Below are 25,617 nucleotides of genomic sequence, written 5' to 3' on the forward strand. Positions count from 1 at the left end.
AGCGCGCGGATCGTAGGCGTAATCAGCGCCTGATCCGACGCATGTCCACCGCCTTCCGGCAAAGCGTGGAGGCGTGACCATGGAGCCGAAAGCCTATCCGTTCAGGGACCAAGCTCGGACGTTGCGCGAGATCGCAGAAGTGACAGGCGTCAACTTCTTCACGTTGCGGAGCCGAGTTCTGAAGTATGGCTTCACACTAGAGGAAGCCGTCGCACACAATGGCGGGCCGCGCTTCTACCGTCGACCAGTGCTCTACGATTTCAGGGGGCAATGCCTTTCAATCAAGGACATCGCTAAGCTCGCTGGCGTATCCGAGGGAACAGCTTACAACCGCCGTTGCGGCAACCGTGTGCTTGATAGTGACGAACTGATCGATCCGGTCAAAGAGGTGCCAGCGCATGCAAAGCTGCTCGCTTTCCGAGGCCAAACACATTCAATCGTGGATTGGGCGAAGTTGATAGGCATCCCAAAGGACAGCCTCTATCAGCGCCTCCGACATGGATGGTCACTGAAACGCGCCCTGACTGAGCCCGTCATGCAGGCCGGACAGCGCATCATCTATCAGAAGAACCATCGCACCATCCGCCGTATCGCATTCGTCATACTAACCGGGGGGCGGTCTCCAATTTCCGACCGCACCGTAGGGACCGGCGCGGGGTGCATCGCGCGTGATTTGCAATCCGAAGGGACACCGGCATGAGCGTCATCACTCTGGACGATGCAAAAGCGCATCTGAATATCATCACCGACGCCGACGATGCCCTGATCATAGCCAAGATCGAAGCGGCGGAAGCCTATGTCGATAGGTGGCTGGAAACGAAACTGGCAGATATGACGCCGGTCCCTGCCGACCTGAAAGAAGCCATCCGCCAGCTTGTCGGACACTTCTATGAGAACCGGGAAGCGTCCCTAGTCGGGATTTCCGCCGACGAATTGCCGCTAGGCTTCCGGGAGATCATCGATCAGCACCGGGCATGGAGCTTCTGACATGGCTCAATCCCCCCAGCTTGCACGGTTGCAGAAACGTCTCAACGCGATCCCCATCGCGGCGAAACGAGCCGTCGAACTGTCGATGGAGAAATCGGCGCAAGAGATCGTGGCCCTCGCCAAGCGGCTATGCCCTGTCGATCAGGGAGAGTTGCGGGACAGCATCGGCTGGACGTGGGGCGATGCACCCGAAGGCACGATAGTCCTTGCAGCGACCAAGGGTGCGGTGCTGCGCATCACGATCTATGCCGGTTCCGACGCAGCATTCTACGCCCGTTGGGTGGAGTTCGGCACGACCACCGCCTTGCCGCAACCGTTCTTCCTGCCGTCCTATCGGCTACTGAAGAAGCGTACCAGCAACCGCACAAAACGCGCCATCTCCAAGGCCGTCAAAGAGACATGGAGGGCGTGACATGGAACCGTCGCTGGCAGTCCAAGCCGCACTTCGCGCGCGTCTCGTCGCATCGTCGGCGGTGACAGCCATCATTCCCGCAACCGCTATCGTGGATCGGAATGCCACGCCCGCGCTGGATCATTCCATCGTCATAGGTGAAGGACAGACGATCCCCGACGATGGTGTTGCCCGCAACCGTCATGAGGTATTGGCCGACCTCCATATATGGCGCAGAGAACCCGGCACGGTCGGGGCGAAACAGGTCGTCGGTGCAATCCGCAATGCCCTGAATGATGGCCCTCTGACCGTGGCAGGATACCATGTCGCGGATTTGCGCATCGCCTCGACCCGCTTCATCCGTGATCCGGGTGGGCTGCACTCTCATGCAATCCTGTCCCTCGAATGCCGATTGATTGAGGTGGCATGATGCGCGCTGGAAAGCTCGACAAGACAATCACCATTGATCGCTTCACCTCGACCGTGGATGAATACGGCACGGTAATTGAGGACTGGACCACGGTCGCCACCGTCCGCGCCCAGATCATACAGGCCAGCACCGAGGAGTTTATGCGGTCGTTTGGCGTGTCGTCGGAGACAGCCGTTGTCTTCCGCATCCGCAATATAGACGGCCTGACCACCGCTGATCGTGTGACGTATGGCGGACGACAGCACGACATTAAGGAAGTGAAGGAGCTTGGACGGCGCGAGGGGCTGGACCTTCGATGCGTGGCGCAAGGAGCCTGAGCCATGCCAATCAAGCTGAAGTTCAAGCCCAAGAAGGTCGCCAATCCCTTCCCGGAAATTCCCGATCCGCTTGGCCACGGTCAGCGAGCGGTCGATTTTCTGCGCGGCCTCAAGCACCCGAAGTCCCGCCAGCCCGACCGGCGTTTCCAGCTTGATCCTTGGCAGGAACGCGTCGTTCGTCTGATCTATGGACCGTGCGACGAGTTCGGCAATCGGATCGTCCGCAACGTGGTGATGTTGCTCCCGCGCGGCAACCGGAAGACCTCGCTTGGCGCTGCCCTGTCGCTTCTGCACACGATGGGACCGGAAGCCGTTCCCGGTGGCGAAGCATTGTTCGCGGCATCGGATCAGAAACAAGCCAAGATCGGATTTCGCGAGACCGAAAGCATCATCGGGGCCGGTGGCCATATGTGGCGTAAAGGTCAGGCGTCCCGCCGCTTCGACGCAACCGGCCACATCAAACTTCAGGAATACAAGAACCGGATCAGCTTCCCGAACGGTTCATTCCTCGAAGCCCTGTCGAATGACGCCGGGACACAGCACGGGCGCACGCCTGTCTTCGCTCTGATCGATGAACTCCACGCTTGGAAGAAGCGCGATCTTTGGGACGTGATCCGCACCGGCCTTGTGAAGGTTCCAAACTCCCTGTCTGTCGTCATCACGACAGCGGGACGCGGGCAGGAAAACATCGCTTTCGACGTGATCGACTATGCCCGGAAGGTGGCGCGCGGCGAGATTGACGATCCGGCTACGCTGCCAATCCTGTTCGAAACAGACCGGGACGCCGACTGGCAAGATGAAACTGTCTGGCATGCGGCGAACCCCGGCCTCGCTTACGGCTATCCTGATCTTCAAGGACTTCGCCAGCTTGCCCGTGAGGCAGCGCAACGGCCTGCCGACCGGGAAGCATTCCGGCAACTGCACCTCAATATATGGCTCGACCATTCGTCGGACCCGTTTGTCGATATGTCGGACTATGACAAAGGAGCCGAAACTTTCGACCTGTCGGACCTTGAGCATGAACCTTGCTGGCTGGCGGTCGATCTATCTTCCAACTCTGACCTGACCGTCATCGTGGCGGCATGGCGTGACGGCGAAGGCGGCTACATCGTGCATCCGTGGTTTTTCTGTCCTGCCGACAACCTGACGCGGAAGGCGGAACGTGATGGCGTGCCTTATCCGCTTTGGGCAGAACAAGGCTTCATCGAACCGACCCCCGGCAACGTGGTCGATTTTCGCACCGTTGAAGATACGATCCGCGACCTCTGCGAGCGGTTCGAAGTGCGGGAAATCGCCTTTGATCCGCATATGGCGCGCGTCATGATGAGCACACTTGCTGAAGACGGCTATCCCGCGATTGAGCACCGCCAAGGCTGGGTTTCGATGTCCGCGCCGGTAAAAGAGATGGAGCGGGCAATTATCGCTGGGAAGTTCCGGCACGGCGGGCATCCGGTCCTGCGCTGGAATGTCGATAACATCGCCGTCGAAATCGATAAAGCCGGGAACAAGGCATTCCACAAAGGCAAATCCCGCGACCGGATCGACGGCGCTGTTGCCGCTGCAATGGCCGTGGGGCGGGCAGCGACCGGAGAAGGAAGCAGCAAATCCATCTTCGATGATCCTACCGTCACCGCCCAAGACCTCGTTTGGTAGAAAGAAGCCCGACCATGGCAACCGATCAAGAACGTCTCGTCATCGCACTCGAAGCCCGCATTCGGGATTTCGAGCGCAATTTCCAGAAGGCGAACAAAACCGCCAACGACAATTTCGGCAATATAGAGAGACGTGCCAAGCAGTCAGGCGACCGCATGGAAAGCGCTCTTGGCGGTTCAGCCTCAAAGCTGGCAGGCAACATGAACAGCATGTTTGCGCCGTTCATGCGCGGTGGCGTCGTGTTCGCTGGCGTGGTTGGCGCGACCATGGCGGTGAAGGAGATTTCCAAAAGCATAGCCGAGGTGGACCGCGAAGCCCGAAAAGCTGGCGTCTCCGCACAGGTGTGGCAGCGTTGGACGTACGTCGCAGCGGCAACCGGGGCGACCATCGACGGCGTGACCGATGCCTTGAAAGAACTGAATATCCGAGGAAACGAGTTCGCTCAGACCGGCAAGGGTGGCGGCGCTGAATGGTTTGAGCGGCTGGGCTACACGGCAGAGGAAGTCGGAAAGAAGCTCCAAGACCCCAGCCGGTTTCTGGACGAGATTATTGGCAAGCTACAGAGGCTTGACCGCGCCAGCCAGACGCGCGCGCTCGATGAGATATTCGGCGGCACCGGGGCCGAACAGTTGGCGAAGGTGCTGGGCTTGTCCGTCTCGGAAATTCAGAAGCTTCGCGGAGAGGCAGCGACCTTCACCGATGAGCAGATCGCGGCGGCTAAGAAGATTGATGCCGAGTTCGAGACCCTTTGGCGCAACGTGCAGGTCTACAGCAAGAAAGCCGCTATCGAGGGCGTAGGTTACGCCAGCAAGATCATCGGCGCGCTACGTGGAGAATGGCTTCCCGGATACCAGTCGCAGGAAGATGCGCTTGCCTATCTCAAATCCGATGCGGCCCAGCTCGCCGCAGCCCGCAAAAACAGGGACGCCATACAGGCCCAGATAAAGAGCCTTGCAGACGGCCCGGACTTTGCCACGAAGAACTTGGAACTGCGCATATTGCAGGGACACCTTCAGGCCGCAGAGGAACAGGTCAAGGCGCTTGAAGATGCTATCTCGGAACTCCCCGCAACCACGCAGGAAGCCGGTTCGGCGTTCAACAATACGGCAACCGCTGCCCTGAACTTCAAGACATCGCTGGCCGAACTGAAAAGCCTCGTGCCGGAGTTGAAGGCCGAACTTGATGAGCTTGGCAAACTCGACGCCATCGACGCCGCGTTCCGTAAGGTCGCGGGCAACGCAAGCACGATGTCGGAACTCATGGGCGCGGTGGACATCGCGAACCGAGCCAAGTCCATCGCCCAATTCGGCAAGCACAGCAACATGCTGGACCTGATCGGAGCCGCCGAGGGCACCGATAAAGGCCGGGGGTACAACGAAACGCTGGGATATGGGGCGTATACGGGCGGCGCGGTGAACCTCACCGGCATGACCTTGAATGAAGTGCTGGCAATGCAAAAGCAGATGCTGGCGCACCCCGACAACAGCTTCAATTCATCGGCAGCAGGCAGATACCAGATCGTCAGCAAGACCCTCAAAGGTCTCATGCAGGAACTCAATCTTTCTGGCGACAGGCTTTTTGATGAGACAACGCAGGACGAACTTGCCCGTGCGCTGCTTCGTCGTCGCGGCAACGATCCGGCTGGCCTCCGCAACGAATGGGAAGGACTTCGCCGTGTCGATGACGGCACGATCAGCGCCGCATATGGCGGCACACCTGTCGCAGCCCAGAAGCTCGCCCCGACCGAAGGTCAGCAGCAACAGATAGACCTGATAAAGCAGCAGGATGAGGCGCGCAAAAGCCTCAATCAGACTATCCAGCAAAATCTCGAACTCGCTCAATTCGAACAGTCCATTTCCGGCCTGAGCGCCCAGCGGCAACAGGTCGAATTGCAGCTTTTCCAATATCAGCAGGACGCCCAGCGCAACGGCCTCACTCTCACCGATGCCGAGCTTAACCAGATGCGCGAAAAGCTCACGCTCACTCAGCAACTGTCACGGGAAACCGCCGCAGCGGCTGAGACGACGAACGGGGTGCTGCAAGCCCAGGACTATTTTGGACAGTCGTTTGCCAACGCCCTGACCGGCCTCGCCACCGGTACCACGACGCTTGAACAGGCGCTGCAACAGCTTTTGAACTCACTCATTCAGGTGACGTTGCAAGCCGCTTTGCTTGGTCAGGGTCCTCTTGCAGGCATGTTTGGCACCGCTGGCGGTGGCGGATTGTTCGGATCGCTATTCGGCGGTTTGAAACTCGCATCCGGTGGCCGTGTCAGTGGACCGGGTGGACCAAAGGCTGATCGCATCCCCGCCATGCTTTCAGACGGGGAATATGTGGTGAACGCCGCCGCAACCCGGAAACACGGTTCACTCTTGGAAGCGATCAACAGCGGGGGCGTCCCGGCTTTTGCGAATGGCGGATCAGTCGGGGGCGGCAGCATTATCGCAGGAGGCAGCACCCGCAATGCCACCTACAATTCGACCATCAACGTCACGACGCAGGGATCGTCGGGCGATCCGAACAAGGATCGTGAATATGCCGAAGCTACGGCGACAGCCCTGCGTGGCATGGTCCAGACAGAAATTGCCGAGATGATGCAGAATGAGATGCGCCCGCAAGGCAGCATCGCTAGAAAGAGGTTCGGAACGTAGTCACGAGATATGTTTGAAGGCTTCTCTGGGGCTAAAAATGACGGCGTTTGGGAAATCAGTATGGCCAGCTAGCCTTTGAAAATTTGCGTCACTGGTGACAAAGATGTCTCTCTTTCCATGATCGTGCGCCCAGAACATCTGTCGATCACAGAATGCGTTACGCCACCGCTTGGATTTTTCATCTTTGATGGCATTGACATCAATCTTCAATGACGTGGCGAAGTCGGTCCACCGGAACGCTATGTTGGGAAACAGCACTCTGTGAATAGCTTCCTCGCGCGCCGTCATCTCGTCGGAACCCCACATCGAATGATCCCAATAGCTGATGTCCATGTACGCTATGCCCTTTAATTCGGTCAAATGGTCCAGTCCCAACGCTTCTAGTCGCCCATGGAAATCGCTGTAGCTGTCCAAGTATCTGTCGCCGGGCTGACGCTCCGACGCGCTCACGGCCACAAATGCAACGTCCGCTTTTCCTTCGGCATGTGCTTTTGCCAGAGCAATAACCCCATCTGCTTCAGGTCGATTATCGGCCACGTCGATTATGCAATTTGTGTCGAGAGTAAATGTGAGCATGTTGGCCCTCCCAGCGTACGTCGTGCTCAATTCTTCACTTCCAATTCTGGGACGAGATGTGACCCTATGGCATCATCGCTCGAAAGAGCGTTTTCAGCCTAAGTGAGCGCTGTTGAGGGCTGACTTAATGCCGCGTTATTACTCTTTCAGCCTGCGTCGGCGCGCCCGTTCTCCCGGTCGCTTCAGATTTACAGCGTCTTCTTCAAGGTAGTGTTGATGAAAATCCTTGCTGTCACTCGACCTAGGCGGATTGTCCCTGCTCGCACCAAAACCCCAATCCACAGCGGTGTAGCGTGGGCCATGCTTCGCCGCCCACTCAGCTTTGAACCGTTCAAGTGAGCTACTTTCGCGGGCTTCGCGGTTGCCGTCCTTGTAGCCTTTTTGCCAAGGTTTGTGCCCGTAGGGACCGAAAGCGTCCGAACTGCCGTCCTTATAACCGATGATTATTTCGCCACCCATGTGATGATGGCGCGGTTCGGGCATCAACAGCAGGCCGTCTCCGAACTTTCGCCAATGATCATGTTTCATCCGCCGCTCAGGATACAACCACTCACGTTTACCCGCAGCAATATAGCGATAAGCCCGTTTTTTAGTGATGTAGTTTACCTTGAGAACTTCATCCTCTGTGAGCTTACGTCCAGTCTGTATGTCCAGCCAACTGAACATTGCGCCACGGAAAAGGTCCGGGTTGGGGCGAACGGCTAAAGCATTTTGATATGGGTCTCGCAGCCAAGACTTGTTCGTAAAGATCAGGAGCTTGTCGAGCGACAAGGGAAAATAGGTGTGCGTCGCGACGAACCTTATGTCGGGGTCTTGAGACCCACTGCAGTATCGCGACATTGGGAAGCATTCTCGATTGTACACTGTGACAGGGTGATCCGAAATTATCAGCTTGGTCGGAGACTGTGAGCAATCAGCGATTTGCCAAATGCACTCCGTCCAAATCGCACAATGCATTGACTGTATTCGCTGAAGCAGAAGAAGGTTTAGCGCCTTATTGTTGGTTCTCGCGACCGCTGACAAAAACGCTAGTCCCTTGGGCGTCCGCAGCTTCTGAACACTCATGTAGCGCAGTAAGTGATGAAAGCCTTCATTGATGCCGGGGTGATCATATTCGAAAGCGCTAAACAACTCTGCCGCTTTGCGACCCTTGTCATCAATATCTCCGAAAAAGAACTGCTCTATGTCTGTGTTGGCAGTGCCCGCCCAATTGGTAGTGTAAAGGTCTTCCTCTGCGAAACACATGTCAGGCCCCCATTCGTGGACCTCGTTGCGAGAGTAAGTTTTAGGCCCTTTAGCCGTTGCAACAGTAATTTTTTCGGGGGCCAAGTCGAGATGATGAAACCGTGTCTCGCCCGGCATAAGGAAACGTTTCTGATACCATTCAGGAACATAGTGATTATGACGAAACTGACCCGCCTTTTTCCCCGCCATTGACGCGCCTTATAAGTTGTTTCTAACGGGTAGCGAAGGCACGCCACGCGTCAGCCGTAATTCCAGCGCCTCAACTTTTTTTCGTAGATGCGATAGTTCGCGGTCGTGCGCCTTCACCTTTGCCTCAATCGGGTCATCGGCGGCGAATGATGCTTCCAGCCGCACGTTAATCTCGCCATTCATTGTGCGGCCATTCTGCTTTGCAGCTTCCTCGATCTTTTGTCGAAGCTCAACAGAAATGCGCAGTTTCATGTCAGGTGCGATAGTGGTCATGGGTAATTGATACCCCGATGCGGGGTTGACGGGAAGGAGAAAATTGAATTACCCTTATTGGGTTATCTATTACCCATTAAAGGAAGCGATACATGCCCGTAGACGATCTTAAAGTCAGAGTTCCTCGTGACGTGAAAGAGTGGCTGAAAACCCGCGCCGAGGCCAACTGCCGTACAATGAATGGTGAAATCCTCGCCCTCTTAAAGACTATTAGAAAGGCAGAAACCGATAAGAAAGGGGTTGTCTCGTGACCGCGGAACCCCTTCACACCCCAGACGAAACAGCCAAGATACTTGGCATATCGGTGAAGACCCTACGCGAGAATGTGAAGTTCGGTCGCATCCGATACATCGTCGTGGGCGTCGGAAAGAAGCGCACGACGCGCCGCTTCACCGACAAGAACATCGCCAGCTTCATCGAAAATCAGAAGGTCCGGGAGATCGCGCCGTGTCAGTCTACAAGCAAAAAAACTCCACACACTACCGCTACGATTTCGTCGTCAACGGTCGTCGCTTTTTCGGCGTTACCGAAGCCCGGAACAAAAAAGATGCACTTCGCATCGAAGGGGAAATGAGGGGCAAAGCCAAAGCGGACATCGAACAAGAGAAGCGCATCGGCCAAGGTCCGATTGTTCTCGACTTTGCCGGGGGCCGGTATTGGTCAGAAGTTGGACAGCACCACGCCAACGCCGCTACCACATGGACCGATCTTGAACGCCTGATCGGCTATCTCGGTAAGGACAAGCGCCTTGATCAGATCACAAATGATGATGTTGCAAAGCTGGTCGCATGGCGTCGGGCACATACCGTAAAAGGACGGAAGGTCGATAATGCCGGAAACCAAGTGAAATTGCTTGCACCGGCAACCGTCAACCGCTCGACCACCATGCTGCTACGCGCGATCTTTTCACGGGCAGAAGGGCATTGGGATCATGCGTTTCCACGCAAACCCAAATGGGGCAAGCACCTTCTGAAAGAGCCGAAGGAGCGTGTCCGTTATCTGGATGATCACGAGGCTGTAGCCTTGGACGCTGCCTTCGCAGGACAGCATGAGCGGACGAATAAGCACCAGCGCAAGGAACACCGGAACGATTACGAGCTGTGGTTCCGATTTGCCCGCCTCACCGGCCTTCGCCGTAATGAGACGCTTATCAGATGGAGCAACGTCAACATCTTTGCGAAGCGCATTACGACAATCGGAAAAGGCGGAAAAGAGGTTCACACGCCGATTACGCCAGCGGTGCAAGAAATCCTGGACCAGTGCAAGGGCGACCATCCAGAGGCCGTTTTCACCTTCATCTGTCAGCGCCCGCGCGACGGTCAGATCAGGGGCAGTCGGTATCCAATCACCCCGGAAGGAGCCAAGACGCAATGGCGTCGGGCGAAGGCGCGGGCCAAAGTCGAGAACTTCCGCTTCCATGATGTCCGCCATGACGTGGCGACAAAGCTGCTTCGGAAGACCGGCAATCTCAAACTCGTGCAGAAGGCGTTGAACCACTCGGACATTAAGACGACCGTGAAGTATGCGCACGTTCTTGACGACGAGGTTGCGGCGGCACTCCACGATATTAGCACCCCCACGATTATCCCCACGATTGCCAAGAAGGGGGTTGCGTAACGTGCCGATTTCCGGGAAAAATTGGACAGACGACGCTCACTCTGGGGGTCAAGGGGTCGTCGGTTCGAATCCGGCCACTCCGACCAATTTTCTCGAAAAATCGACGTTGCGTTTTCCAATTTCCTTCCCCCAAAACCGGGGCGGAAAACGAACACCTATGTTCAGATTCCCGTTTTCGGAACGAAAAATCCCGGAATCACGCTCTGCTCTGGCAAAAAACCCGCCTCGGCTTTAGCTTGCCACAAGTGCAGTGACGGAGATCAAAAACACGATGACAATTTCTTCTGGGAAAAATCGCCGAATTCTCCTCGCTGAAAGACCTTTAGGCGCACCGACACCCGACAGTTTCAAATTCGAGGATGCTCCTGTCCTCGAGCCTTCGGATGGCGAAGTCCTGCTGAAAATCCTTTATCTGTCGCTCGACCCTTACATGCGCGGGCGCATGAGCGCTGCGAAATCCTACGCCAGGCCGGTCGAAATCGGCGATGTCATGGAGGGCGGCACGGTCGCGCGCGTCGTGAAATCCCGTCACCCCGATTTTGCGGAAGACGATGTCGTTTTATCGCATTCCGGATGGCAGAGCTTTGCCATTTCCGATGGAACGGGATTGCGAAAACTCGACCCCTCGGCTGCACCGCTCAGCACCGCACTTGGCGTACTCGGCATGCCGGGCTTTGCTGCCTATGCCGGTCTGCTGACCATCGGAAAACCCAAAGCAGGTGAGACGGTGGTCGTCGCAGCCGCAAGCGGCGCAGTCGGGTCCGCCGTTGGCCAAATCGCCAAGATCAAGGGCGCGCGCGCCGTCGGCATTGCGGGCGGCGCGAAAAAATGCGCTTTCGTGCGCGACGAGCTCGGCTTCGACGCAGTCGTCGATCACCACGCACCGGATTTCGAAGCGCAGCTCGCCGCCGCCTGCCCGGATGGGATCGACGTTTACTTCGAAAATGTCGGCGGCAAAGTGTGGGATGCAGTGCTGCCGCTTTTGAACGAGTTTGCGCGTGTTCCGGTTTGCGGGCTCATCGCCCAATACAATAGTGCGGCTCATTCAGGCCCCGATCGCCTGCCAACTTTAATGCGCGCGATACTCAGCAAAAGCCTGCTCATTCGCGGTTTCATCCAGCGCGAATTCGTCGATCAGCGCGCAGGCTTCTACCGTGAGGCATCCGAGTGGATCGCTTCCGGACGTCTGCGCTACAAGGAAGACATCGTGGACGGACTGGACAGCGCGCCTCAAGCCTTTATCGGCCTGCTCGAAGGACGCAATTTCGGCAAGCTGGTCGTGCGCGTCGCTGCGGATTAAAACCGCATTCCGAGGCGAAATCCGGTCGATTCCAGACCATCATTGGAGTCGGCCAGATTGGCGTTCGAAAAATGGTTCAGATAGACCTGCACCGTCAGGTTTGGCGTGATGTCGAAACCCGCGCTCGCCTGCAAGTGGAACAAGACCGACGAACCAAGGTCTTTCACCTCGCCAAAATCATTGGCTTTGCTCTTGTCGGAATTGACCGAGCCGCCCGCGCTGAAGCCGAGATAAAGCCGCTTGGTATAGTAGGCTTCCCAATTCAGCCCCGCATAAAGAACGTGGATCTCATGATCCGATAGCGCAATGTCCGTGCCGACATATGGCCGCGGCGAACCAATTGCCGAAAGAAAATTCGGTGACGGCGCAAGGACTTCTCCGTTGATCACGCCACCGGAAAATATTTGGGAGGAGAACGGACCGCTGTCATAAAACGCGCCTCCAAAACGCGCTTCCCAGCGATCGGCATTCTTGCCGAACTCCAGAAGGCCCGATTTATTCTCATCGGCAAATGACATGATCGGAAAAAGAACGGCAAGGCTCAGGACAGTCAGAAATCGAGATGATTTGCGCATATTGCCTCAAGTCAGGTCCGCCGCATCACCAAATTGATAGGCGAAGACGTGATTCGTGCAAAGCGTGATTTTTTGGCTGGTGAAACGCTTGCCTTTCCGCTGAGCGCCCGACTAATTTCAGATCATGAGCCTGGAATCCGTACGCGCATTTTTCGCCGCACATGCACCCGACATCGAGGTCGTAGTCACCGAGGCAAGTTCGGCCACGGTAGCTCTGGCTGCCGAAGCGCATGGTGTGGAACCTGCCCAGATCGCCAAGACGATCTGCCTTCGGGCAGGCGAACAGACGATGCTGATCGTCACGCGCGGCGATGCGCGGCTGGACAACAGGAAGTTCAAGGACAGGTTCGGCGCTAAGGCGCGGATGCTCGACGCCGAGCAGGTCGTTTCCCTGACAAGCCATCCTGTCGGCGGCGTCTGCCCTTTCGGGCTGGCAACTGCCCTGCCCGTCTATTGCGACGTTTCATTGCAGGAGTTTGCGGAGGTCGTGCCGGCGGCGGGCGCCACGAATGCGGCCGTGCATATTAGTCCGGCACGTATGGCGGAACTCGTTTCCGCCGAGTGGGTGGATGTCTGCCAGTCGGTTGCTTGACACGCTTTAGAAAATCATCAGCCCGTAAGCGAGCATAGCGTTGATGCCGACGATGATCAGCGAATAGGAAACGGCGCTTTTCTCTAAATCTGACATTTTCGACCTCCTTTTCTCGCGATTTGTTTCCAAGCGTAACAGTTCGAGATTCATGCCGCAACCTTTGGGCGCGAATGAGTGCCGATTGCTGCTTGGCCGCCAGTGGGGCAAGTGCGGTGACCTCACACGGCTGCTTGTGGAACCGAACTCCACCATTGCCGTTTCCAGTCCAGCAATCTGGAGGCAGTCATGGCAGTTACCTACACGATCGTCGAACATGATGGCGGCTGGGCCTATAAGGTCGGGGACGTCTTTTCCGAAACCTTCCCTGACAAGACATCTGCGACCAAGGCTGCAGAAAACGCGGCAGCAGAGCAACGCGTTGCCGGATCTACCGACGGCATCGTTTATCAGCACGCGTCCGGCGAATGGCATGAGGAAGTGGCCGATGGCCATGACCGCCCGGAAACGACGGTGAAGGACGACTGAGATGGAGGCCGACATCAAACCTTTCGACAATCCTGTGAAGGTCGAACTTGGGCCAATCGGAAGTCATCGCATGGTCAAATCAACGAAAGAAGCCGCCGAGTGTCTTCTGACGGATTGGCCGCTAAACCGTGGCCCGCGTCATGGCGAAGCGCTCGATGCCTGCCTGAAGGTTCTGGATGGCCATCGCTCGACGTCAGACGCACGCGACGCCTTCATCGAAGCGGCAAAGGAATCCGAGATTCTTGCCCCGGATCAGGATTTGCACTGAGCTTTGATTAGCGGACCTGATCGAGAAGGCGTTTGCATTCGAGGAGGTCGAACAGCGCCTCCTGAAGCAATGCGCGATTGTCTCTGGAAAGCTTTCCCGCATCCGCCTGCACAGGGCCGTCTTCTTCCAGCTTGCCAAGACCAAAGAAACGCCTGCTCGGTTTTACCTTGGGCTCACCGACCAGCATTTCGTCGTCGCCGCCACGCGAGGGCGAAGCCGATGGCGTGACGAGCGATGCGGCTTCGGCCTGCTTGCGCTGCGTGATCGCCTCCATGGCAGAGAGATCGCCATTGCCGATCGCCACCAGAAACTGGTTGCCATTGTCGCGAAGAAGCTTCTGCACACCCTTGATCGTATAGCCCTGCTCATAGAGCATGTGGCGGATGCCCTTGATGAGATCGATGTCCTGCGGGCGGTAATAACGCCTGCCGCCACCGCGTTTCATCGGCTTGATCTGGGTGAAGCGCGTTTCCCAGAAACGCAAGACGTGCTGGGGCAGATCGAGGTCTTCGGCGACCTCACTGATGGTTCTGAATGCGTCGGGGCTCTTGTCCATGGCAGAAACTTCCGCTCTCTTGAACCGATTCGCCCTTGATTTCAGCGGTTTATCGCCTGAGTTTCAAGCCAAACGGCAATTCGTGCGATGTTATCAACCGCTTCTGTGGCTCAAAAGGCCGTAGGACCGCTATTTGCTGCCCTTGGTCTTGCCGCCCTGATGGGCTCTCAGAATGCGGCTCTTGAGCACGTTCGATGCCTTGAAGGTCATGACGCGGCGCGGCAGGATCGGCACTTCTTCGCCGGTCTTGGGATTGCGGCCGATGCGCTCGTTCTTGTCGCGCACATGGAATGTCGCGAAAGACGAAAGCTTGACGGTTTCGCCGCGTACGATGGCTTCGCAAATCTCGTCGAGTACGGTTTCAACCAGTTCCGCCGATTCCGTTCGCGACAGCCCCACCTTTCGATAGACAGCCTCCGCTAGGTCGGCGCGCGTAAGTGTCTTTCCCCCCATGCGACGTCAACCATCCCTCAAAACAAGAATTTCTTTTGCAACGACGAGACGTTAGGGAATTGTACAAGCGCGGTCAAGGGCTTAGCGACTACTGCATCGGCCCGAGAATCGGAATCGATTGAGGTAAGCACGACGCGGCAGATTCAATTGCCAGAGCGTCCTTTATGCGTCTGAAAAGACGCACGGCGCTCTGGTGGCGTATGTGCTTAAACTACCAGCGCAGCAGCACCGCACCCCAGGTGAATCCGCCGCCCATCGCTTCGAGAAGAACCAGGTCGCCCTTCTTGATACGGCCATCCGCAACCGCGACGGAAAGCGCCAGCGGAACCGATGCCGCGGACGTATTTCCATGCAGATTGACGGTCACGACGACTTTCTCGTCGGCAATGCCCAGTTTCTTCGCAGAAGCGTCGATAATGCGCTTGTTGGCCTGATGCGGCACGAACCAGTCGAGATCCTCGGCGGTGATGTTGGCCTCCGCGAAGGTCGCCTCGACCACGTCGGTAATCATGCCTACGGCATGCTTGAAGACCTCGCGGCCTTCCATGCGCAACACGCCGACCGTACCGGTCGTCGAAGGGCCGCCGTCGACATAGAGCTTGTCCTTGTGCACGCCATCGGAACGCAGGGCAGCGCCCAGAACGCCGCGATCGGCAATCGTGCCCTCGCCTTCCTGCGCTTCCAGAACGATCGCGCCGGCACCATCGCCGAACAGGACGCAGGTCGAGCGGTCCTTCCAGTCGAGAATGCGCGAGAAGGTTTCCGATCCGATGACCAGCACGCGCTTGGCCATGCCGCCGCGAATATAGAGGTCGCCGGTCGTCACCGCATAGACGAAGCCGCTGCACACCGCCTGCATGTCGAATGCGAAGCCGTGATGCATGCCGAGCCGGTTCTGGATTTCGACAGCGGTCGCGGGAAAGGTGTTGTTGGGCGTCGATGTCGCAAGCACGATCAGGTCGATATCGGCAGGCGTCAGGCCGGATGCATCGAGCGCGGCGCGCGCTGCGGCTTCACCCAGGGATGCCGTCGTCTCATCATCGGAGGCGATGTAACGCTGGCGAATGCCGGTGCGCTGGGCGATCCATTCGTCGGAGGTTTCCAGAACGCCTTCGAGATCGGTATTCTTCATGAGGCGGCGCGGCAGGGCGGATCCTATGCCACGCACAACTGATCTGATCATTTCGAGCCCTATTCCTTGCCGCCGTCTACCGGATCGACTGATTTTTCCGCAGCTTTCATATTCTGCGCATGAAACTTTTCCAGATCGGCGTTGATGCGATCCAGAAGCCCGTTTCGAACCATGTCGTAACCAAGCTCGATGGCCGCGGCTACGCCCTCGTCATCCGCACCGCCATGACTTTTGACGACGATTCCGTTCAAACCAAGGAATACGCCGCCATTGGCCCGGCGCACATCCATTTTTTCTTTCAGCCGCTCGAACGCGCCCCTGGCGAACATGTAGCCGATCTTGGCCATCAGGGTCCGGCTCATCGCGGCGCGCAGATAGCCTGCGATCTGCCGCACGGTGCCTTCGGCCGTCTTCAGCGCGATATTGCCGGCAAAGCCTTCCGTCACGACGACATCGACCGTGCCCTTGCCGATATCGTCGCCTTCTACAAAACCGCGATAATCCATCGAAGGCAGGTTCGCTTCGCGCAGCATGCGGCCCGCATCCTTGACCTCTTCCTGGCCCTTGATCTCCTCAACACCGACATTCAGCAGCCCGACTGTCGGCCGATCCGTGCCAAGCAGCGCCCGCGCCATTGCCGTTCCCAGAATGGCGTAGTCGATCAGTTGCTGCGCATCCGCGCCGATCGTCGCGCCGACATCCAGCACGACGCTTTCGCCGCGCACTGTCGGCCAAAGTGCGGCAATCGCCGGGCGTTCGATGTTTGCCATGGTGCGCAGGCAGAATTTCGACATCGCCATCAGCGCGCCGGTGTTACCGGCGGAGATGCAGGCATCGGCACGGCCGTCCTTGACCGCTTCGATCGCCTGCCACATCGAGGATTTGCCGCGTCCATGGCGCAGTGCCTGGCTCGGCTTTTCTTCCATGCCGACGGAAACTTCCGAATGGAAAAACTCGGTTATCGCCGCCAGATTCTTGTGCTTTTCAAGCTCGGGGCGAACCGCCGCTTCCTGACCGAACAGGAGAAACCTTACATCGCTGCGTCTGGTCGCGACCCTGGCAAGCGCCGGAACAATCACGCTTGGCCCGTGATCGCCGCCCATGGCATCGATGGAAATTCTGATCACGCGCGATTCATCTCTATTAAAATGGTTTGCTGCAACGCCGGGAAAATAGCGTTTTTGGGTCTTCGCACAACTGCGATTTAGAAAAACACCAATTGTTTTCAGGATTTTTGCGTCAAACGGCGTAGCTTTTCCTGCCAATCCTGCCTCGGCTTGGCAATTTCCTCGGCTTCGCCTTCCGGTCCGGCAGGCAGTCCGGACTTGCGCGGATAGGGATCGATGCCCAGGCCAAAAAACTCTTCCGCCAGCGCGCCGACATCCAGCGTATCGCCGGCGAAGGTTTCAGGGCTGTCAGGACCGTCAAAATCCAGAAGGATTTCGCCGCCGCCCTCGAAACCAGACCTTCCGAGCTTTGAATCTTCGGGCAGAAAAATCCCGGAAACCTTTTCTTTTACAGTGGCTTGCAACGGCTCCAGCGTGGCGATGCATGCTTGCGTGATCGCGCCCTGCACGGTGCCGCTCACACGAACGCCGTTGCGCTTCCAGGCTGTCACCACCAAATCCGCACGGTAGTTTTCAACCGAAAGCAGGCCGTGCGCTTCAGCAAGTTCCGCCCTCTGGCTTTCATCGGCCACGATCTTTACCGGCAGGCCGCTTTTCGGCAGTCGCGCCACATTGACGACGAAGGAAACGGGGCTTCGAGTTTCATTGTTGTTCATGACTGCATTTCCTCCCTTCAAACGCCCGAAAGGTCCGGAAAACGGATTTTTCCGGCCTCGATTTCACTTACATCCTGCGCCAGAAGCGCCTTTTCCGCTTCTATAACATAGGCTGCGAGGTCAACCGATTCTGGCCATTCATCTTTCGAATCGGGCCGGATATTGCGGCTGAGGGCAGCCGCCAGCGCTTCGCTGTCGTCGCGCTCCAGCGCATCGGCATAGGCTGCGGTCCGTCCATAAAACATGCGGCCGAATTTCTTCATGCGCTTGGGCACGCCCATATCGCCAATACCCAGTTCGCGCAGTGAATGTTCGACATCGGAAAAGAACTCGTCGATCAGGATCTGCGCGATCTCGCGGCGCGGTCCCGTTTCATCGCGCATGCGGTGCTGAAACAGGAACATATGCAGCGCAATCATCTCAAAGCGTCCAAGCGGCGTATCGGGCGCATTCCAGTTCGAATAAAGGACTGGCTGCCGCGCGGCTGCCACGATTTCAGCGTAGAGCGCATTCGTAATAGAACGATTGATCCGGCTTTTGCTGCCGAAAAGTCGTCGAAACATGGTGAGGGGGCCTCTCCGGGACGTGTTTGGGCGCCGTTTACAGGGCGGTGTGTTGCATCGTAGCGCAAGCTGGTTTACCCGTTTTGCGGCTCCGCGCAAGGTGGAGCGCAAATAGCTTTGATGGAGTTGTTGTTGGACTCGCTGAATTTCAAGACCGTTTTTTCGCTGAAGTCTGCGACCGCCATGTCAGTCCTCGTGGCTGCTCTGGGGCTCTCGGCCTGCAATTCCGCCGATACGCTGGGAAACATAACCCCCGGCGAAACGATAACCCAAGGCTATGTCATCGATCAGGATGCCATCGATTCCGTGCCGGTAGGTTCCAGCCGCGAGCAGGTTCTCCTGTCGCTCGGCTCTCCTTCGACAACGGCGACATTCGACAATGAGGTATTCTACTACATCTCGCAGACCCGCCGCCGCTCGGTCGCCTTCGCCAATGCGCGCCTCGTGGACCAGCGCGTTCTCGCCGTCTATTTCGGCGACGATGGCCGCGTGAACAACATCGCGCATTACGGCAAGCAGGACGGCAAAGTCTTCGACTTCATTTCCCGCACGACGCCGACCGGCGGCAAGGACCAGACCTTCATCGGCCAGCTTATTTCTGGCGCAGGCGCAACGCCGAGCCTGCCGGGCGCTGGTGCAGGCGCACCTACGCGCTAACCGAACAAACTTCTGCTCAAACAAAAACCGCGGGAAAATCCCGCGGTTTTTTATTGCGTTGAGGTCAGCGCTTAGTGCGCCAGCACGGCCAGCAGCAGCAAGGCCACGATGTTCGTGATCTTGATTGCCGGATTGACGGCGGGGCCAGCGGTATCCTTGTACGGATCGCCGACCGTATCGCCGGTCACGGAGGCCTTGTGTGCTTCCGAACCCTTGAGGTGCTTCACGCCATCCTTGTCGGTAAAGCCGTCTTCGAACGACTTCTTGGCATTGTCCCAAGCACCGCCGCCCGAGGTCATCGAGATTGCGACGAACAGGCCGTTGACGATGACACCGAGCAACGAAGCGCCGAGGGCTGCGAATGCTGACGCCTTGGAGCCGGAGATCAGCAACACGCCGAAATAGACGACGAGCGGCGCCAGAACCGGCAGCAGCGACGGAATGATCATTTCCTTGATCGCCGCCTTGGTCAGCAGATCGACGGCACGTGCATAGTTGGGCTTGGAGGTGCCCTGCATGATGCCCGGATCCTCACGGAACTGGCGACGCACTTCCTCGACGATCGAGCCTGCAGCACGGCCAACAGCCGTCATCGCGATGCCGCCGAACAAATAGGGAATCATGCCGCCGAAGATCAGGCCCGCAACCACATACGGGTTGGAAAGATCGAACGACACCGTGCCTATATCCTTGAAATACGGATAAAGGGTCGATCCCGCCTCATTCGCCCGCGCCGTAAAGTACTGCAGATCGTAGCTGTAGGCCGCAAACAGCACCAATGCACCCAGACCGGCAGAACCGATCGCGTAGCCCTTGGTGACGGCCTTGGTGGTGTTGCCGACCGCATCGAGCGCATCGGTGGACTGGCGGACTTCCTTGGGCAGGCCAGCCATTTCAGCGATACCGCCCGCATTGTCCGTCACCGGGCCGAATGCGTCGAGCGCGACGATCATGCCGGCAAGGCCGAGCATCGTCGTGACCGCGATTGCCGTGCCGAAAAGGCCTGCAAGCTGGAAGGTCGAGATGATGCCGCCAACAATGACCATTGCCGGAAGCGCCGTCGATTCCAGCGAGACGGCAAGGCCCTGGATGACATTGGTGCCGTGGCCGGTGACGGATGCCTGCGCGATCGAATTGACCGGGCGCTTGTCCGTGCCGGTGTAGTATTCGGTGATGACGACGATCAGGCCCGTCACGATGAGGCCGATCAGACCGCAGATGAACAGGTTTGTGCCGGTGATGACGACGCCGCCGCCAGTACCGATTTCACCCCAGCCGATGGTCAGCGACGTGGCAACAGCAAGGCCAATGATGGAGAGCAGGCCCGTCACGATCAGGCCCTTGTAGAGCGCGCCCATGATCGAGCCATTGGAGCCCAGCTTGACGAAGAAGGTGCCGACGATCGAGGTGATGATACATGCACCGCAAATGGCCAGCGGATAGAGCATCACGCTGCCCAGAATGGCCGATCCGCCAAAGAAGATCGCGCCCAGAACCATCGTGGCAACCACAGTCACCGCATAGGTTTCGAAAAGGTCGGCTGCCATGCCTGCGCAATCGCCGACATTGTCGCCCACATTGTCGGCAATCGTTGCCGGGTTGCGTGGATCGTCCTCGGGAATTCCCGCCTCGACCTTGCCGACCAGATCGCCGCCGACATCGGCGCCCTTGGTGAAGATGCCGCCGCCGAGACGCGCGAAGATCGAAATCAGCGATGCGCCGAAGCCCAGCGAAACCAGCGCATCGATGACCACGCGGTCATCCGGCGCGTGGCCAAGGAAGGAAACGAGCACGAGGTAATAGATCGCAACGCCCAGCAGAGCGAGGCCCGCGACCAGCATTCCGGTGATCGCGCCGGATTTGAACGCGATATCCAGACCGGCTGCGAGGCTGTTCGATGCGGCCTGCGCGGTGCGTACGTTTGCGCGCACGGACACATGCATGCCGATGAAACCGGCCACGCCCGAAAGCACCGCGCCGATCAGGAAGCCGATTGCCGCCGTTCCCGACAACAGCCACCAGGCGAGAAGGAAAACGACCACGCCGACGATGGCGATGGTTGTGTACTGACGAGAAAGGTAGGCCTGCGCTCCTTCACGGATGGCCGCTGAAATTTCCTGCATGCGTGCAGTGCCCTGGTCGGCAGCAAGTACCGACTGAGTCGCCCATATGGCGTAAAGGACAGAGAGCAGGCCGCAGGCGATGACGACGTAAAGCATGGTCATTGCCGATTTCTTCCCTTGATTTTGTCCGGAATTCCCCTCCCCGGACGTTGGACTTTACCGGCAGTCTCGAGAGTTCGAATTCCGGTCAGTCATACTGTCCGAAACCGAATCGGCGTCGTCAAGGTGTTGTTGAGTTTCGGCCGTCTTTTCGACACTTTTGGATTACGCAAGGTCCGGTTGCGTCAGGCAGGTTTTGTTTTGCCGTTAAAGAATGTCAGCCATCCGAGCGCGATGATGCAGATCGCGCTGATCGGGAACACGATGATGTTGAGCATGTCCCAGCCATAGGAATTGTAAACCGCGCCCGACATCAGCGATGCGAACGCCACGCTTCCGAACAGGACGAAGTCGTGGAAGCCCAGCGCCCTGCCCCTTTCGGAGGGACGGTAAGTGCTGGCCACCATCGCCGTCGCGCCGATGAAACCGAAATTCCATCCGAGGCCGAGCAGGATAAGCGATGTCCAGAAATGCCAGAGCTCGATACCGGACAGTGCAACCAGCGCGCAGCCGATCAGAAGAAGAATACCGGTGAAGACGATGGTGTTTGCGCCGAAGCGATGAATGAGACGCCCAGTAAAGAAGCTCGGCGCAAACATCGCCATGACGTGCCAGGAAATGCCGAGCGTCGCTTCGTCCGCCGAAAAGCCGCAGCCGACCATGGCAAGCGGCGCGCCGGTCATCACAAAGCTCATCAGTGCGAAAGTGCCGACGGCGCATATCAGGCCGACCGCGAATTGCGGCTGCGTGATGATCTCGCTGAGTGGACGCCCCTCTTCCAGCTGCGCGCCTTCGCCCTCGGATTTCGGACGCGTTCGCAGGAACATGATCAGCACGGCACCCGCTGCCGCAAGCAGGAGAATGCTCGCAAACGAACCGGCGAACATGACCGGCGCAAAGAGTTCATGCGTGAAAATGACGATCTGCGGCCCGAGAATGGCCGTTATCACGCCGCCTGCCAGCACGAAGGAAATGGCGCGTGCCTTGAATTCAGCGGGCGCATTGTCGGCTGCGGCAAAGCGGAATTGCTGTACGAAAGCGCCGCCCATGCCAACCACCAACAGGCCGAAGGCGAACAGCCAGAATTCGCTGCGGAACAGGCCGAGCGTCGCGACCACACCGCCAAGCCCGGTGATGAAGGCCCCCATCAGGAAGCCGTTGCGCTGACCGAACATCCGCAACAACGCGGCGGCGGGCAGCGCGCCGATGGCAACGCCAAGATTGAAGCCGGTGACGGGCGCAGTCGCCAGAGATTTGTCGGCATCGAGAAGATAGTATCCGGCGAGCGCACCGATCGAGATGCAGATCGGTGCTGCCGAGCCGAGAATGGCTTGCGCCGAAGCGAGGATAAGCGCCGTGCGGCGAGCCTCGCTCTGCGCGGTCATGCCTGTGGCGCGCCCTTGCCCCGGCCTTCGCCGCGCATGCGCCGCGACACGCGGTCGAGCACTGCATTGACGAGCTTCGGTTCGTCTTCGGAATAGAACGCCTTGGCGATATCGACATATTCGGAAACGATGACGGCCACCGGCACATCGCCGCGCTTCATCAATTCATAGACGCCAGCGCGCAGAATCGCGCGCAAGGTCGAATCCAGTCGCGAAAGCGGCCAGTCATCCATCAAAGCCTGACGGATTTCAGGGTCGAGCACCTTCTGGTTTTCGACGACGCCAGCAAGAATCGCGCGGAACCACTGCGCATCCGCCTCGCGGTACTGCGCGCCATCGACTTCCTTGCCGAGCCGGAAAGCTTCGTATTCGGCGGTGATTTCGAGCAATCCGCTGCCTGCCACATCCATCTGATAGAGCGCCTGAACGGCAGCCAGACGCGCAGCGCCACGCTTGTTGGCGTGTTTGACGGTCGATCGATCTTGTTCGGGCTCAGTCACGATTCACGCCCCAAAGGATTTCTGGATGTTTATCATGGTAAGCGCGGCACGGGCAGCAAAACCGCCCTTGTCGCCTTCCGAGCGTTTTGCCCGCACCCAGGCCTGCTCGTCATTCTCGACAGTCAGGATGCCGTTGCCGATGGCAAGCGATTCCTGAACGGCCAGATCCATCAGAGCACGGCACGATTCGTTTGCGACGATGTCGAAATGATAGGTTTCGCCGCGAATGACGCAGCCCAGCGCGACAAAGCCGTCATATTCCTCGCCGCCCGTAAGAGCGAACGAGATGACGGCGGGGATTTCCAATGCGCCCGGCACGGTGATGACATCGTAGGTCGCGCCTGCGGCGTCGAGTGCGGCCTTTGCGCCGTCCAAAAGAGCGTCTGCGAGGTCGTCGTAAAAGCGCGCCTCAATGATAAGCAGCTTCGGCGCTGTTGCGTCTGACATAAAAAATGGTTCCGGCGATGAATGAAATGAGAATTCCGATGCCTTAGGCGTCTTTGGCGGCTTCCGCAAGCCGCGCGGCATAACGCGCCATCGTATCGACCTCCAGATTGATGCGGTCGCCCACCTGCCTGTCGCCCCATGTGGTGACCTGCAGCGAATGGTGGATCAGCAACACGTCGAAGCGGTTCTTTTCGACCTTGTTGACCGTCAACGACGTACCATCGAGCGCGACGGAGCCTTTTGGAGCAATGAATTTTGCGAGTTCCATCGGCGTTTCGAGCGTGAAGCGCACCGCTTCGCCCTCGTCTTCGCGCGCAACGATCTCGGCCATGCCATCGACATGGCCGGACACGATATGCCCGCCAAGCTCGTCACCGATCTTCAAGGCGCGTTCGAGGTTGATGCGCGTGCCTGCATTCCATTTCGAAGCGGTGGTCAGCCTCAAAGCCTCTTCCCACGCCTCGACTTCGAACCAGCGCGCATTCGCGCCTTTATCGGGAAGTGCCGTCACGGTCAGACACACGCCGCCACAGGAAATCGACGCGCCGATTGCGATGGTTTCAGGGTCATAGGCCGTTTCGATGCGCAGTTTCACGCCCGCATCCAGCGGCGATGTCGCTGCGACCGTGCCGATATCCGTAACAATTCCCGTAAACATCACTCAACCCTCAGCCATTCCGAATAAAGATCGTCGCCGAATTGCGCCTCGCGCAACAGCGTAAAACCTCCCGGCATGTGGTCGCGGCGGACCGGCGACGCAATGCCCTGCGCACCGATCTCAAGCTTTCCTTCGAAAAGCATGATGCGATCGACCAGACCGTCTTCGAGAAATTCCTTTGCGGTCGCTGCTCCGCCCTCGAGCAACACGCTCGACATGCCCTGCGAGGCCAGATCTTCCAGAAGTTCCGGCAGGGCGATACGCCCATCATAGACTTCCGCCGCCAGAAATTTCACGCCTGCCGCTTCGAGAGCATCCCGTTTTTTGGCATCGGCGTCAGGACAAGCGGTGACGAAAACCGGAACGGCATTCGCGGTCGCCACCATTTTGGCGGTAAGCGGCAAACGCAGGCCGCGGTCGAGCACGATGCGCGCAGGCGAGCGCGCTTCCAATCCGGGCAGACGCACGGTCAGTTCCGGGTCGTCGGCAATCGCTGTTCTGATGCCGACGATAATCGCATCGACTTCCGCTCTCGTCATATGCACCTGACGGCGCGAGATCGGGCCGGTAATCGGCACCTGCCCCGAACCGAGGCGGCCAATCATGCCGTCCTTGGAAACGGCAAGCTTTAGAATCACTTCCGGGCGTTTCTTGACCGAGCGGGCGAGATAAGGCGCAAGCTGCTCTGCGGCTTCATCGGCCATCACGCGTTCGACGACTTCGATGCCCGCTTCGCGCAGGATCGCATAGCCCTTGCCCGAAACGCGCGAATCCGGGTCGCTGGCCGCACCGACAACGCGGGTAATGCCCGCCGTTACAAGCGCATTCGCACAAGGCGGCGTGCGGCCATGATGGGCGCAAGGCTCTAGCGTGACATAGGCGGTCGCGCCGCGCGCCAGCTCGCCTGCCTCGGCAAGCGCCTGCGGCTCCGCATGCGGCCGCCCGCCGATCGCGGTCACGCCGCGCCCGACGATCGCCCCGTTGCGGACAATCAGCGTTCCAACCGAAGGGTTTGTCGATGTCAGACCGGCATGCTTGCGGGAAAACCGGATGGCCGCTGCCATGAAACGGCGGTCCAGCACTTCCTGCTCAGACTTTTGCGACGATACCATCGCTCAACCGGCGTCCTCGTCGCCCTTGAGCTCGCCAAGAACGTCATGGAAATCCTTCGCTTCGCGGAAATTCCGGTAGACGGATGCGAAACGGACATACGCAACATCGTCCAGCGATTTCAGCGCTTCCATGACCAGACGGCCGATTTCGCCGGAAGCGACTTCGGATTCGCCCGAACTTTCAAGCTGGCGCACGATGCCGCTGACGGCACGATCGATACGGTCCGGCTCGACATTGCGTTTGCGCAGCGCAATTTCCACCGAACGCAAAAGCTTGTCGCGGTCGAAAGGCACTTTGCGGCCGGATTTTTTCACCACGACCAGATCGCGAAGCTGAACGCGTTCGAACGTGGTGAATCGCCCGCCGCAAACAGGGCAGATGCGGCGGCGGCGAATGGCATTCCCGTCCTCAGCCGGACGGGAATCCTTCACCTGCGTATCTTCCGACTGGCAATATGGACAGCGCATTCAGTGCCTTTGTTCTTCACGATTCCTCTGGTCCAAGGCTTAGAGCATGATCGCAAAAAGTGGAAACTGCTTTTCAGAATGAACATGCAGCG

The 25,617-nt window shown here is 58.2% G+C and carries 31 protein-coding genes and 1 pseudogene; 15 read left to right on the forward strand and 17 right to left on the reverse strand.

Annotated features, from left to right (window positions below):
- Positions 1–79 precede the first annotated feature (79 nt).
- The 7 genes from ABFT80_RS07215 to ABFT80_RS07245 are packed head-to-tail and all read left to right on the forward strand — an operon-like array spanning position 80 to position 6,429.
- The gene (locus ABFT80_RS07215; RefSeq protein ID WP_347971192.1) at positions 80–700 is read left to right on the forward strand and encodes a helix-turn-helix domain-containing protein; all 621 of its coding nucleotides are present in this window, start codon (positions 80–82) and stop codon (positions 698–700) included.
- Complete coding sequence (locus ABFT80_RS07220; protein WP_347971193.1) at positions 697–987, forward strand: head-tail connector protein; 291 nt, start codon at positions 697–699, stop codon at positions 985–987. Before ABFT80_RS07215 ends, ABFT80_RS07220 begins: the two co-directional genes overlap by 4 nt.
- Before the next feature lies 1 nt (position 988).
- A complete protein-coding gene (locus ABFT80_RS07225) occupies positions 989–1,399 on the forward strand; it encodes an HK97-gp10 family putative phage morphogenesis protein (protein WP_347971194.1) in 411 nt (136 codons plus the stop codon).
- A 1-nt stretch (position 1,400) separates the two neighbouring features.
- Positions 1,401–1,808, forward strand: a complete 408-nt coding sequence (locus ABFT80_RS07230) for a DUF3168 domain-containing protein (protein WP_347971195.1) — start codon at positions 1,401–1,403, stop codon at positions 1,806–1,808.
- Positions 1,805–2,125: a phage head closure protein gene (locus tag ABFT80_RS07235; RefSeq protein WP_347971196.1), complete on the forward strand. Its 321-nt coding sequence runs from the start codon at positions 1,805–1,807 to the stop codon at positions 2,123–2,125. Before ABFT80_RS07230 ends, ABFT80_RS07235 begins: the two co-directional genes overlap by 4 nt.
- Before the next feature lie 3 nt (positions 2,126–2,128).
- The gene (locus tag ABFT80_RS07240; protein WP_347971197.1) at positions 2,129–3,778 is read left to right on the forward strand and encodes a terminase large subunit; all 1,650 of its coding nucleotides are present in this window, start codon (positions 2,129–2,131) and stop codon (positions 3,776–3,778) included.
- 14 nt (positions 3,779–3,792) lie between these two features.
- Positions 3,793–6,429, forward strand: a complete 2,637-nt coding sequence (locus ABFT80_RS07245) for a lysozyme family protein (protein ID WP_347971198.1) — start codon at positions 3,793–3,795, stop codon at positions 6,427–6,429.
- Here ABFT80_RS07245 and ABFT80_RS07250 read toward each other — a convergent pair whose 3' ends face one another.
- From ABFT80_RS07250 to ABFT80_RS07260, 3 genes are all read right to left on the reverse strand, one after another.
- The gene (locus ABFT80_RS07250; protein ID WP_347971199.1) at positions 6,430–7,005 is read right to left on the reverse strand and encodes a hypothetical protein; all 576 of its coding nucleotides are present in this window, start codon (positions 7,003–7,005) and stop codon (positions 6,430–6,432) included. It abuts the gene before it with no gap.
- A 138-nt stretch (positions 7,006–7,143) separates the two neighbouring features.
- Positions 7,144–8,439: a hypothetical protein gene (locus ABFT80_RS07255; protein WP_347971200.1), complete on the reverse strand. Its 1,296-nt coding sequence runs from the start codon at positions 8,437–8,439 to the stop codon at positions 7,144–7,146.
- A gap of 9 nt (positions 8,440–8,448) precedes the next feature.
- Positions 8,449–8,712 carry an Arc family DNA-binding protein gene (locus tag ABFT80_RS07260; RefSeq protein WP_347971201.1) on the reverse strand — a complete coding sequence of 88 codons (264 nt, stop codon included), beginning with the start codon at positions 8,710–8,712 and terminating at the stop codon, positions 8,449–8,451.
- Positions 8,713–8,804: 92 nt separating this feature from the next.
- On the opposite strand from ABFT80_RS07260, the gene ABFT80_RS28060 reads away from it, so the two are divergent.
- From ABFT80_RS28060 to ABFT80_RS07270, 4 genes and pseudogenes are all read left to right on the forward strand, one after another.
- Entirely contained in the window at positions 8,805–8,963 is a 159-nt protein-coding gene (locus ABFT80_RS28060) for an Arc family DNA-binding protein (protein ID WP_455189889.1), read from the forward strand.
- Positions 8,960–9,127 (forward strand): annotated as a pseudogene (locus tag ABFT80_RS28065) (hypothetical protein); the annotation flags it as partial. The gene ABFT80_RS28060 and the pseudogene ABFT80_RS28065, both read left to right, overlap by 4 nt.
- A gap of 32 nt (positions 9,128–9,159) precedes the next feature.
- Positions 9,160–10,329, forward strand: a complete 1,170-nt coding sequence (locus ABFT80_RS07265) for a tyrosine-type recombinase/integrase (RefSeq protein ID WP_347971202.1) — start codon at positions 9,160–9,162, stop codon at positions 10,327–10,329.
- 271 nt (positions 10,330–10,600) lie between these two features.
- Positions 10,601–11,629: an NADP-dependent oxidoreductase gene (locus ABFT80_RS07270; protein ID WP_347971203.1), complete on the forward strand. Its 1,029-nt coding sequence runs from the start codon at positions 10,601–10,603 to the stop codon at positions 11,627–11,629.
- On the opposite strand, the gene ABFT80_RS07275 is transcribed toward ABFT80_RS07270, so the two are convergent.
- On the reverse strand, positions 11,626–12,204 hold the full coding sequence (locus tag ABFT80_RS07275; protein WP_347971204.1) for an acyloxyacyl hydrolase: 579 nt from the start codon (positions 12,202–12,204) through the stop codon (positions 11,626–11,628). The genes ABFT80_RS07270 and ABFT80_RS07275 overlap by 4 nt on opposite strands.
- 124 nt (positions 12,205–12,328) lie before the next feature.
- Here ABFT80_RS07275 and ABFT80_RS07280 point away from each other — a divergent pair, with 124 nt between their 5' ends.
- The 3 genes from ABFT80_RS07280 to ABFT80_RS07290 all read left to right on the forward strand — a co-directional run bounded on the left by ABFT80_RS07280 (position 12,329) and on the right by ABFT80_RS07290 (position 13,589).
- Entirely contained in the window at positions 12,329–12,796 is a 468-nt protein-coding gene (locus tag ABFT80_RS07280; protein ID WP_347971205.1) for a YbaK/EbsC family protein, read from the forward strand.
- Positions 12,797–13,081: 285 nt separating this feature from the next.
- Entirely contained in the window at positions 13,082–13,321 is a 240-nt protein-coding gene (locus tag ABFT80_RS07285) for a hypothetical protein (protein WP_347971206.1), read from the forward strand.
- A gap of 1 nt (position 13,322) precedes the next feature.
- Positions 13,323–13,589: a DUF982 domain-containing protein gene (locus ABFT80_RS07290; RefSeq protein WP_347971207.1), complete on the forward strand. Its 267-nt coding sequence runs from the start codon at positions 13,323–13,325 to the stop codon at positions 13,587–13,589.
- A gap of 7 nt (positions 13,590–13,596) precedes the next feature.
- On the opposite strand, the gene ABFT80_RS07295 is transcribed toward ABFT80_RS07290, so the two are convergent.
- The 6 genes from ABFT80_RS07295 to ABFT80_RS07320 form a co-directional block, all read right to left on the reverse strand.
- The gene (locus ABFT80_RS07295) at positions 13,597–14,145 is read right to left on the reverse strand and encodes a MerR family transcriptional regulator (protein ID WP_347971208.1); all 549 of its coding nucleotides are present in this window, start codon (positions 14,143–14,145) and stop codon (positions 13,597–13,599) included.
- A 129-nt stretch (positions 14,146–14,274) separates the two neighbouring features.
- Complete coding sequence (locus ABFT80_RS07300; protein WP_347971209.1) at positions 14,275–14,598, reverse strand: integration host factor subunit alpha; 324 nt, start codon at positions 14,596–14,598, stop codon at positions 14,275–14,277.
- A gap of 211 nt (positions 14,599–14,809) precedes the next feature.
- On the reverse strand, positions 14,810–15,781 hold the full coding sequence (locus ABFT80_RS07305; RefSeq protein ID WP_347971210.1) for a beta-ketoacyl-ACP synthase III: 972 nt from the start codon (positions 15,779–15,781) through the stop codon (positions 14,810–14,812).
- An 8-nt stretch (positions 15,782–15,789) separates the two neighbouring features.
- A complete protein-coding gene (plsX, locus tag ABFT80_RS07310; protein WP_347971211.1) occupies positions 15,790–16,857 on the reverse strand; it encodes a phosphate acyltransferase PlsX in 1,068 nt (355 codons plus the stop codon).
- Positions 16,858–16,955: 98 nt separating this feature from the next.
- The gene (locus ABFT80_RS07315; protein WP_347971212.1) at positions 16,956–17,513 is read right to left on the reverse strand and encodes a YceD family protein; all 558 of its coding nucleotides are present in this window, start codon (positions 17,511–17,513) and stop codon (positions 16,956–16,958) included.
- Between the two features lie 17 nt (positions 17,514–17,530).
- A complete protein-coding gene (locus tag ABFT80_RS07320; RefSeq protein WP_347971213.1) occupies positions 17,531–18,076 on the reverse strand; it encodes a ubiquinol-cytochrome C chaperone family protein in 546 nt (181 codons plus the stop codon).
- Positions 18,077–18,196: 120 nt separating this feature from the next.
- On the opposite strand from ABFT80_RS07320, the gene ABFT80_RS07325 reads away from it, so the two are divergent.
- Entirely contained in the window at positions 18,197–18,733 is a 537-nt protein-coding gene (locus ABFT80_RS07325) for an outer membrane protein assembly factor BamE (RefSeq protein WP_455189890.1), read from the forward strand.
- A 71-nt stretch (positions 18,734–18,804) separates the two neighbouring features.
- Here ABFT80_RS07325 and ABFT80_RS07330 read toward each other — a convergent pair whose 3' ends face one another.
- The 7 genes from ABFT80_RS07330 to nrdR form a co-directional block, all read right to left on the reverse strand.
- Positions 18,805–20,958 (reverse strand): sodium-translocating pyrophosphatase, encoded by a 2,154-nt coding sequence (locus ABFT80_RS07330; protein ID WP_347971215.1) that lies wholly within the window; start codon positions 20,956–20,958, stop codon positions 18,805–18,807.
- 182 nt (positions 20,959–21,140) lie between these two features.
- The gene (locus tag ABFT80_RS07335; protein ID WP_347971216.1) at positions 21,141–22,340 is read right to left on the reverse strand and encodes an MFS transporter; all 1,200 of its coding nucleotides are present in this window, start codon (positions 22,338–22,340) and stop codon (positions 21,141–21,143) included.
- Positions 22,337–22,840, reverse strand: coding sequence for a transcription antitermination factor NusB (gene nusB / locus ABFT80_RS07340; protein WP_347971217.1), 504 nt, complete (start codon positions 22,838–22,840; stop codon positions 22,337–22,339). Before nusB ends, ABFT80_RS07335 begins: the two co-directional genes overlap by 4 nt.
- Before the next feature lie 3 nt (positions 22,841–22,843).
- Complete coding sequence (locus ABFT80_RS07345; RefSeq protein ID WP_347971218.1) at positions 22,844–23,287, reverse strand: 6,7-dimethyl-8-ribityllumazine synthase; 444 nt, start codon at positions 23,285–23,287, stop codon at positions 22,844–22,846.
- Positions 23,288–23,330: 43 nt separating this feature from the next.
- Positions 23,331–23,945, reverse strand: coding sequence for a riboflavin synthase (locus ABFT80_RS07350; protein WP_347971219.1), 615 nt, complete (start codon positions 23,943–23,945; stop codon positions 23,331–23,333).
- A complete protein-coding gene (ribD, locus tag ABFT80_RS07355; RefSeq protein WP_347971220.1) occupies positions 23,945–25,057 on the reverse strand; it encodes a bifunctional diaminohydroxyphosphoribosylaminopyrimidine deaminase/5-amino-6-(5-phosphoribosylamino)uracil reductase RibD in 1,113 nt (370 codons plus the stop codon). Before ribD ends, ABFT80_RS07350 begins: the two co-directional genes overlap by 1 nt.
- A gap of 3 nt (positions 25,058–25,060) precedes the next feature.
- The gene (nrdR, locus tag ABFT80_RS07360; protein ID WP_347971221.1) at positions 25,061–25,525 is read right to left on the reverse strand and encodes a transcriptional regulator NrdR; all 465 of its coding nucleotides are present in this window, start codon (positions 25,523–25,525) and stop codon (positions 25,061–25,063) included.
- Between the last annotated feature and the right edge of the window lie 92 nt (positions 25,526–25,617).

The organism is Foliimonas ilicis (assembly GCF_039939195.1).
GTDB lineage: Bacteria > Pseudomonadota > Alphaproteobacteria > Rhizobiales > Rhizobiaceae > Foliimonas > Foliimonas ilicis.

What these genes read in the sequence shown, in the direction of transcription:
- ABFT80_RS07215 (WP_347971192.1), top strand. Translation starts at nt 80, where the DNA reads ATGGAGCCGAAAGCCTATCCGTTCAGGGACCAAGCTCGGACGTTGCGC.
- ABFT80_RS07220 (WP_347971193.1), top strand. Translation starts at nt 697, where the DNA reads ATGAGCGTCATCACTCTGGACGATGCAAAAGCGCATCTGAATATCATC.
- ABFT80_RS07225 (WP_347971194.1), top strand. Translation starts at nt 989, where the DNA reads ATGGCTCAATCCCCCCAGCTTGCACGGTTGCAGAAACGTCTCAACGCG.
- ABFT80_RS07230 (WP_347971195.1), top strand. Translation starts at nt 1,401, where the DNA reads ATGGAACCGTCGCTGGCAGTCCAAGCCGCACTTCGCGCGCGTCTCGTC.
- ABFT80_RS07235 (WP_347971196.1), top strand. Translation starts at nt 1,805, where the DNA reads ATGATGCGCGCTGGAAAGCTCGACAAGACAATCACCATTGATCGCTTC.
- ABFT80_RS07240 (WP_347971197.1), top strand. Translation starts at nt 2,129, where the DNA reads ATGCCAATCAAGCTGAAGTTCAAGCCCAAGAAGGTCGCCAATCCCTTC.
- ABFT80_RS07245 (WP_347971198.1), top strand. Translation starts at nt 3,793, where the DNA reads ATGGCAACCGATCAAGAACGTCTCGTCATCGCACTCGAAGCCCGCATT.
- ABFT80_RS07250 (WP_347971199.1), bottom strand. Translation starts at nt 7,005, where the DNA reads ATGCTCACATTTACTCTCGACACAAATTGCATAATCGACGTGGCCGAT.
- ABFT80_RS07255 (WP_347971200.1), bottom strand. Translation starts at nt 8,439, where the DNA reads ATGGCGGGGAAAAAGGCGGGTCAGTTTCGTCATAATCACTATGTTCCT.
- ABFT80_RS07260 (WP_347971201.1), bottom strand. Translation starts at nt 8,712, where the DNA reads ATGACCACTATCGCACCTGACATGAAACTGCGCATTTCTGTTGAGCTT.
- ABFT80_RS28060 (WP_455189889.1), top strand. Translation starts at nt 8,805, where the DNA reads ATGCCCGTAGACGATCTTAAAGTCAGAGTTCCTCGTGACGTGAAAGAG.
- ABFT80_RS07270 (WP_347971203.1), top strand. Translation starts at nt 10,601, where the DNA reads ATGACAATTTCTTCTGGGAAAAATCGCCGAATTCTCCTCGCTGAAAGA.
- ABFT80_RS07275 (WP_347971204.1), bottom strand. Translation starts at nt 12,204, where the DNA reads ATGCGCAAATCATCTCGATTTCTGACTGTCCTGAGCCTTGCCGTTCTT.
- ABFT80_RS07280 (WP_347971205.1), top strand. Translation starts at nt 12,329, where the DNA reads ATGAGCCTGGAATCCGTACGCGCATTTTTCGCCGCACATGCACCCGAC.
- ABFT80_RS07285 (WP_347971206.1), top strand. Translation starts at nt 13,082, where the DNA reads ATGGCAGTTACCTACACGATCGTCGAACATGATGGCGGCTGGGCCTAT.
- ABFT80_RS07290 (WP_347971207.1), top strand. Translation starts at nt 13,323, where the DNA reads ATGGAGGCCGACATCAAACCTTTCGACAATCCTGTGAAGGTCGAACTT.
- ABFT80_RS07295 (WP_347971208.1), bottom strand. Translation starts at nt 14,145, where the DNA reads ATGGACAAGAGCCCCGACGCATTCAGAACCATCAGTGAGGTCGCCGAA.
- ABFT80_RS07300 (WP_347971209.1), bottom strand. Translation starts at nt 14,598, where the DNA reads ATGGGGGGAAAGACACTTACGCGCGCCGACCTAGCGGAGGCTGTCTAT.
- ABFT80_RS07305 (WP_347971210.1), bottom strand. Translation starts at nt 15,781, where the DNA reads ATGATCAGATCAGTTGTGCGTGGCATAGGATCCGCCCTGCCGCGCCGC.
- ABFT80_RS07315 (WP_347971212.1), bottom strand. Translation starts at nt 17,513, where the DNA reads ATGAACAACAATGAAACTCGAAGCCCCGTTTCCTTCGTCGTCAATGTG.
- ABFT80_RS07320 (WP_347971213.1), bottom strand. Translation starts at nt 18,076, where the DNA reads ATGTTTCGACGACTTTTCGGCAGCAAAAGCCGGATCAATCGTTCTATT.
- ABFT80_RS07325 (WP_455189890.1), top strand. Translation starts at nt 18,197, where the DNA reads ATGGAGTTGTTGTTGGACTCGCTGAATTTCAAGACCGTTTTTTCGCTG.
- ABFT80_RS07330 (WP_347971215.1), bottom strand. Translation starts at nt 20,958, where the DNA reads ATGACCATGCTTTACGTCGTCATCGCCTGCGGCCTGCTCTCTGTCCTT.
- ABFT80_RS07335 (WP_347971216.1), bottom strand. Translation starts at nt 22,340, where the DNA reads ATGACCGCGCAGAGCGAGGCTCGCCGCACGGCGCTTATCCTCGCTTCG.
- ABFT80_RS07345 (WP_347971218.1), bottom strand. Translation starts at nt 23,287, where the DNA reads ATGTCAGACGCAACAGCGCCGAAGCTGCTTATCATTGAGGCGCGCTTT.
- ABFT80_RS07350 (WP_347971219.1), bottom strand. Translation starts at nt 23,945, where the DNA reads ATGTTTACGGGAATTGTTACGGATATCGGCACGGTCGCAGCGACATCG.
- ribD (WP_347971220.1), bottom strand. Translation starts at nt 25,057, where the DNA reads ATGGTATCGTCGCAAAAGTCTGAGCAGGAAGTGCTGGACCGCCGTTTC.
- nrdR (WP_347971221.1), bottom strand. Translation starts at nt 25,525, where the DNA reads ATGCGCTGTCCATATTGCCAGTCGGAAGATACGCAGGTGAAGGATTCC.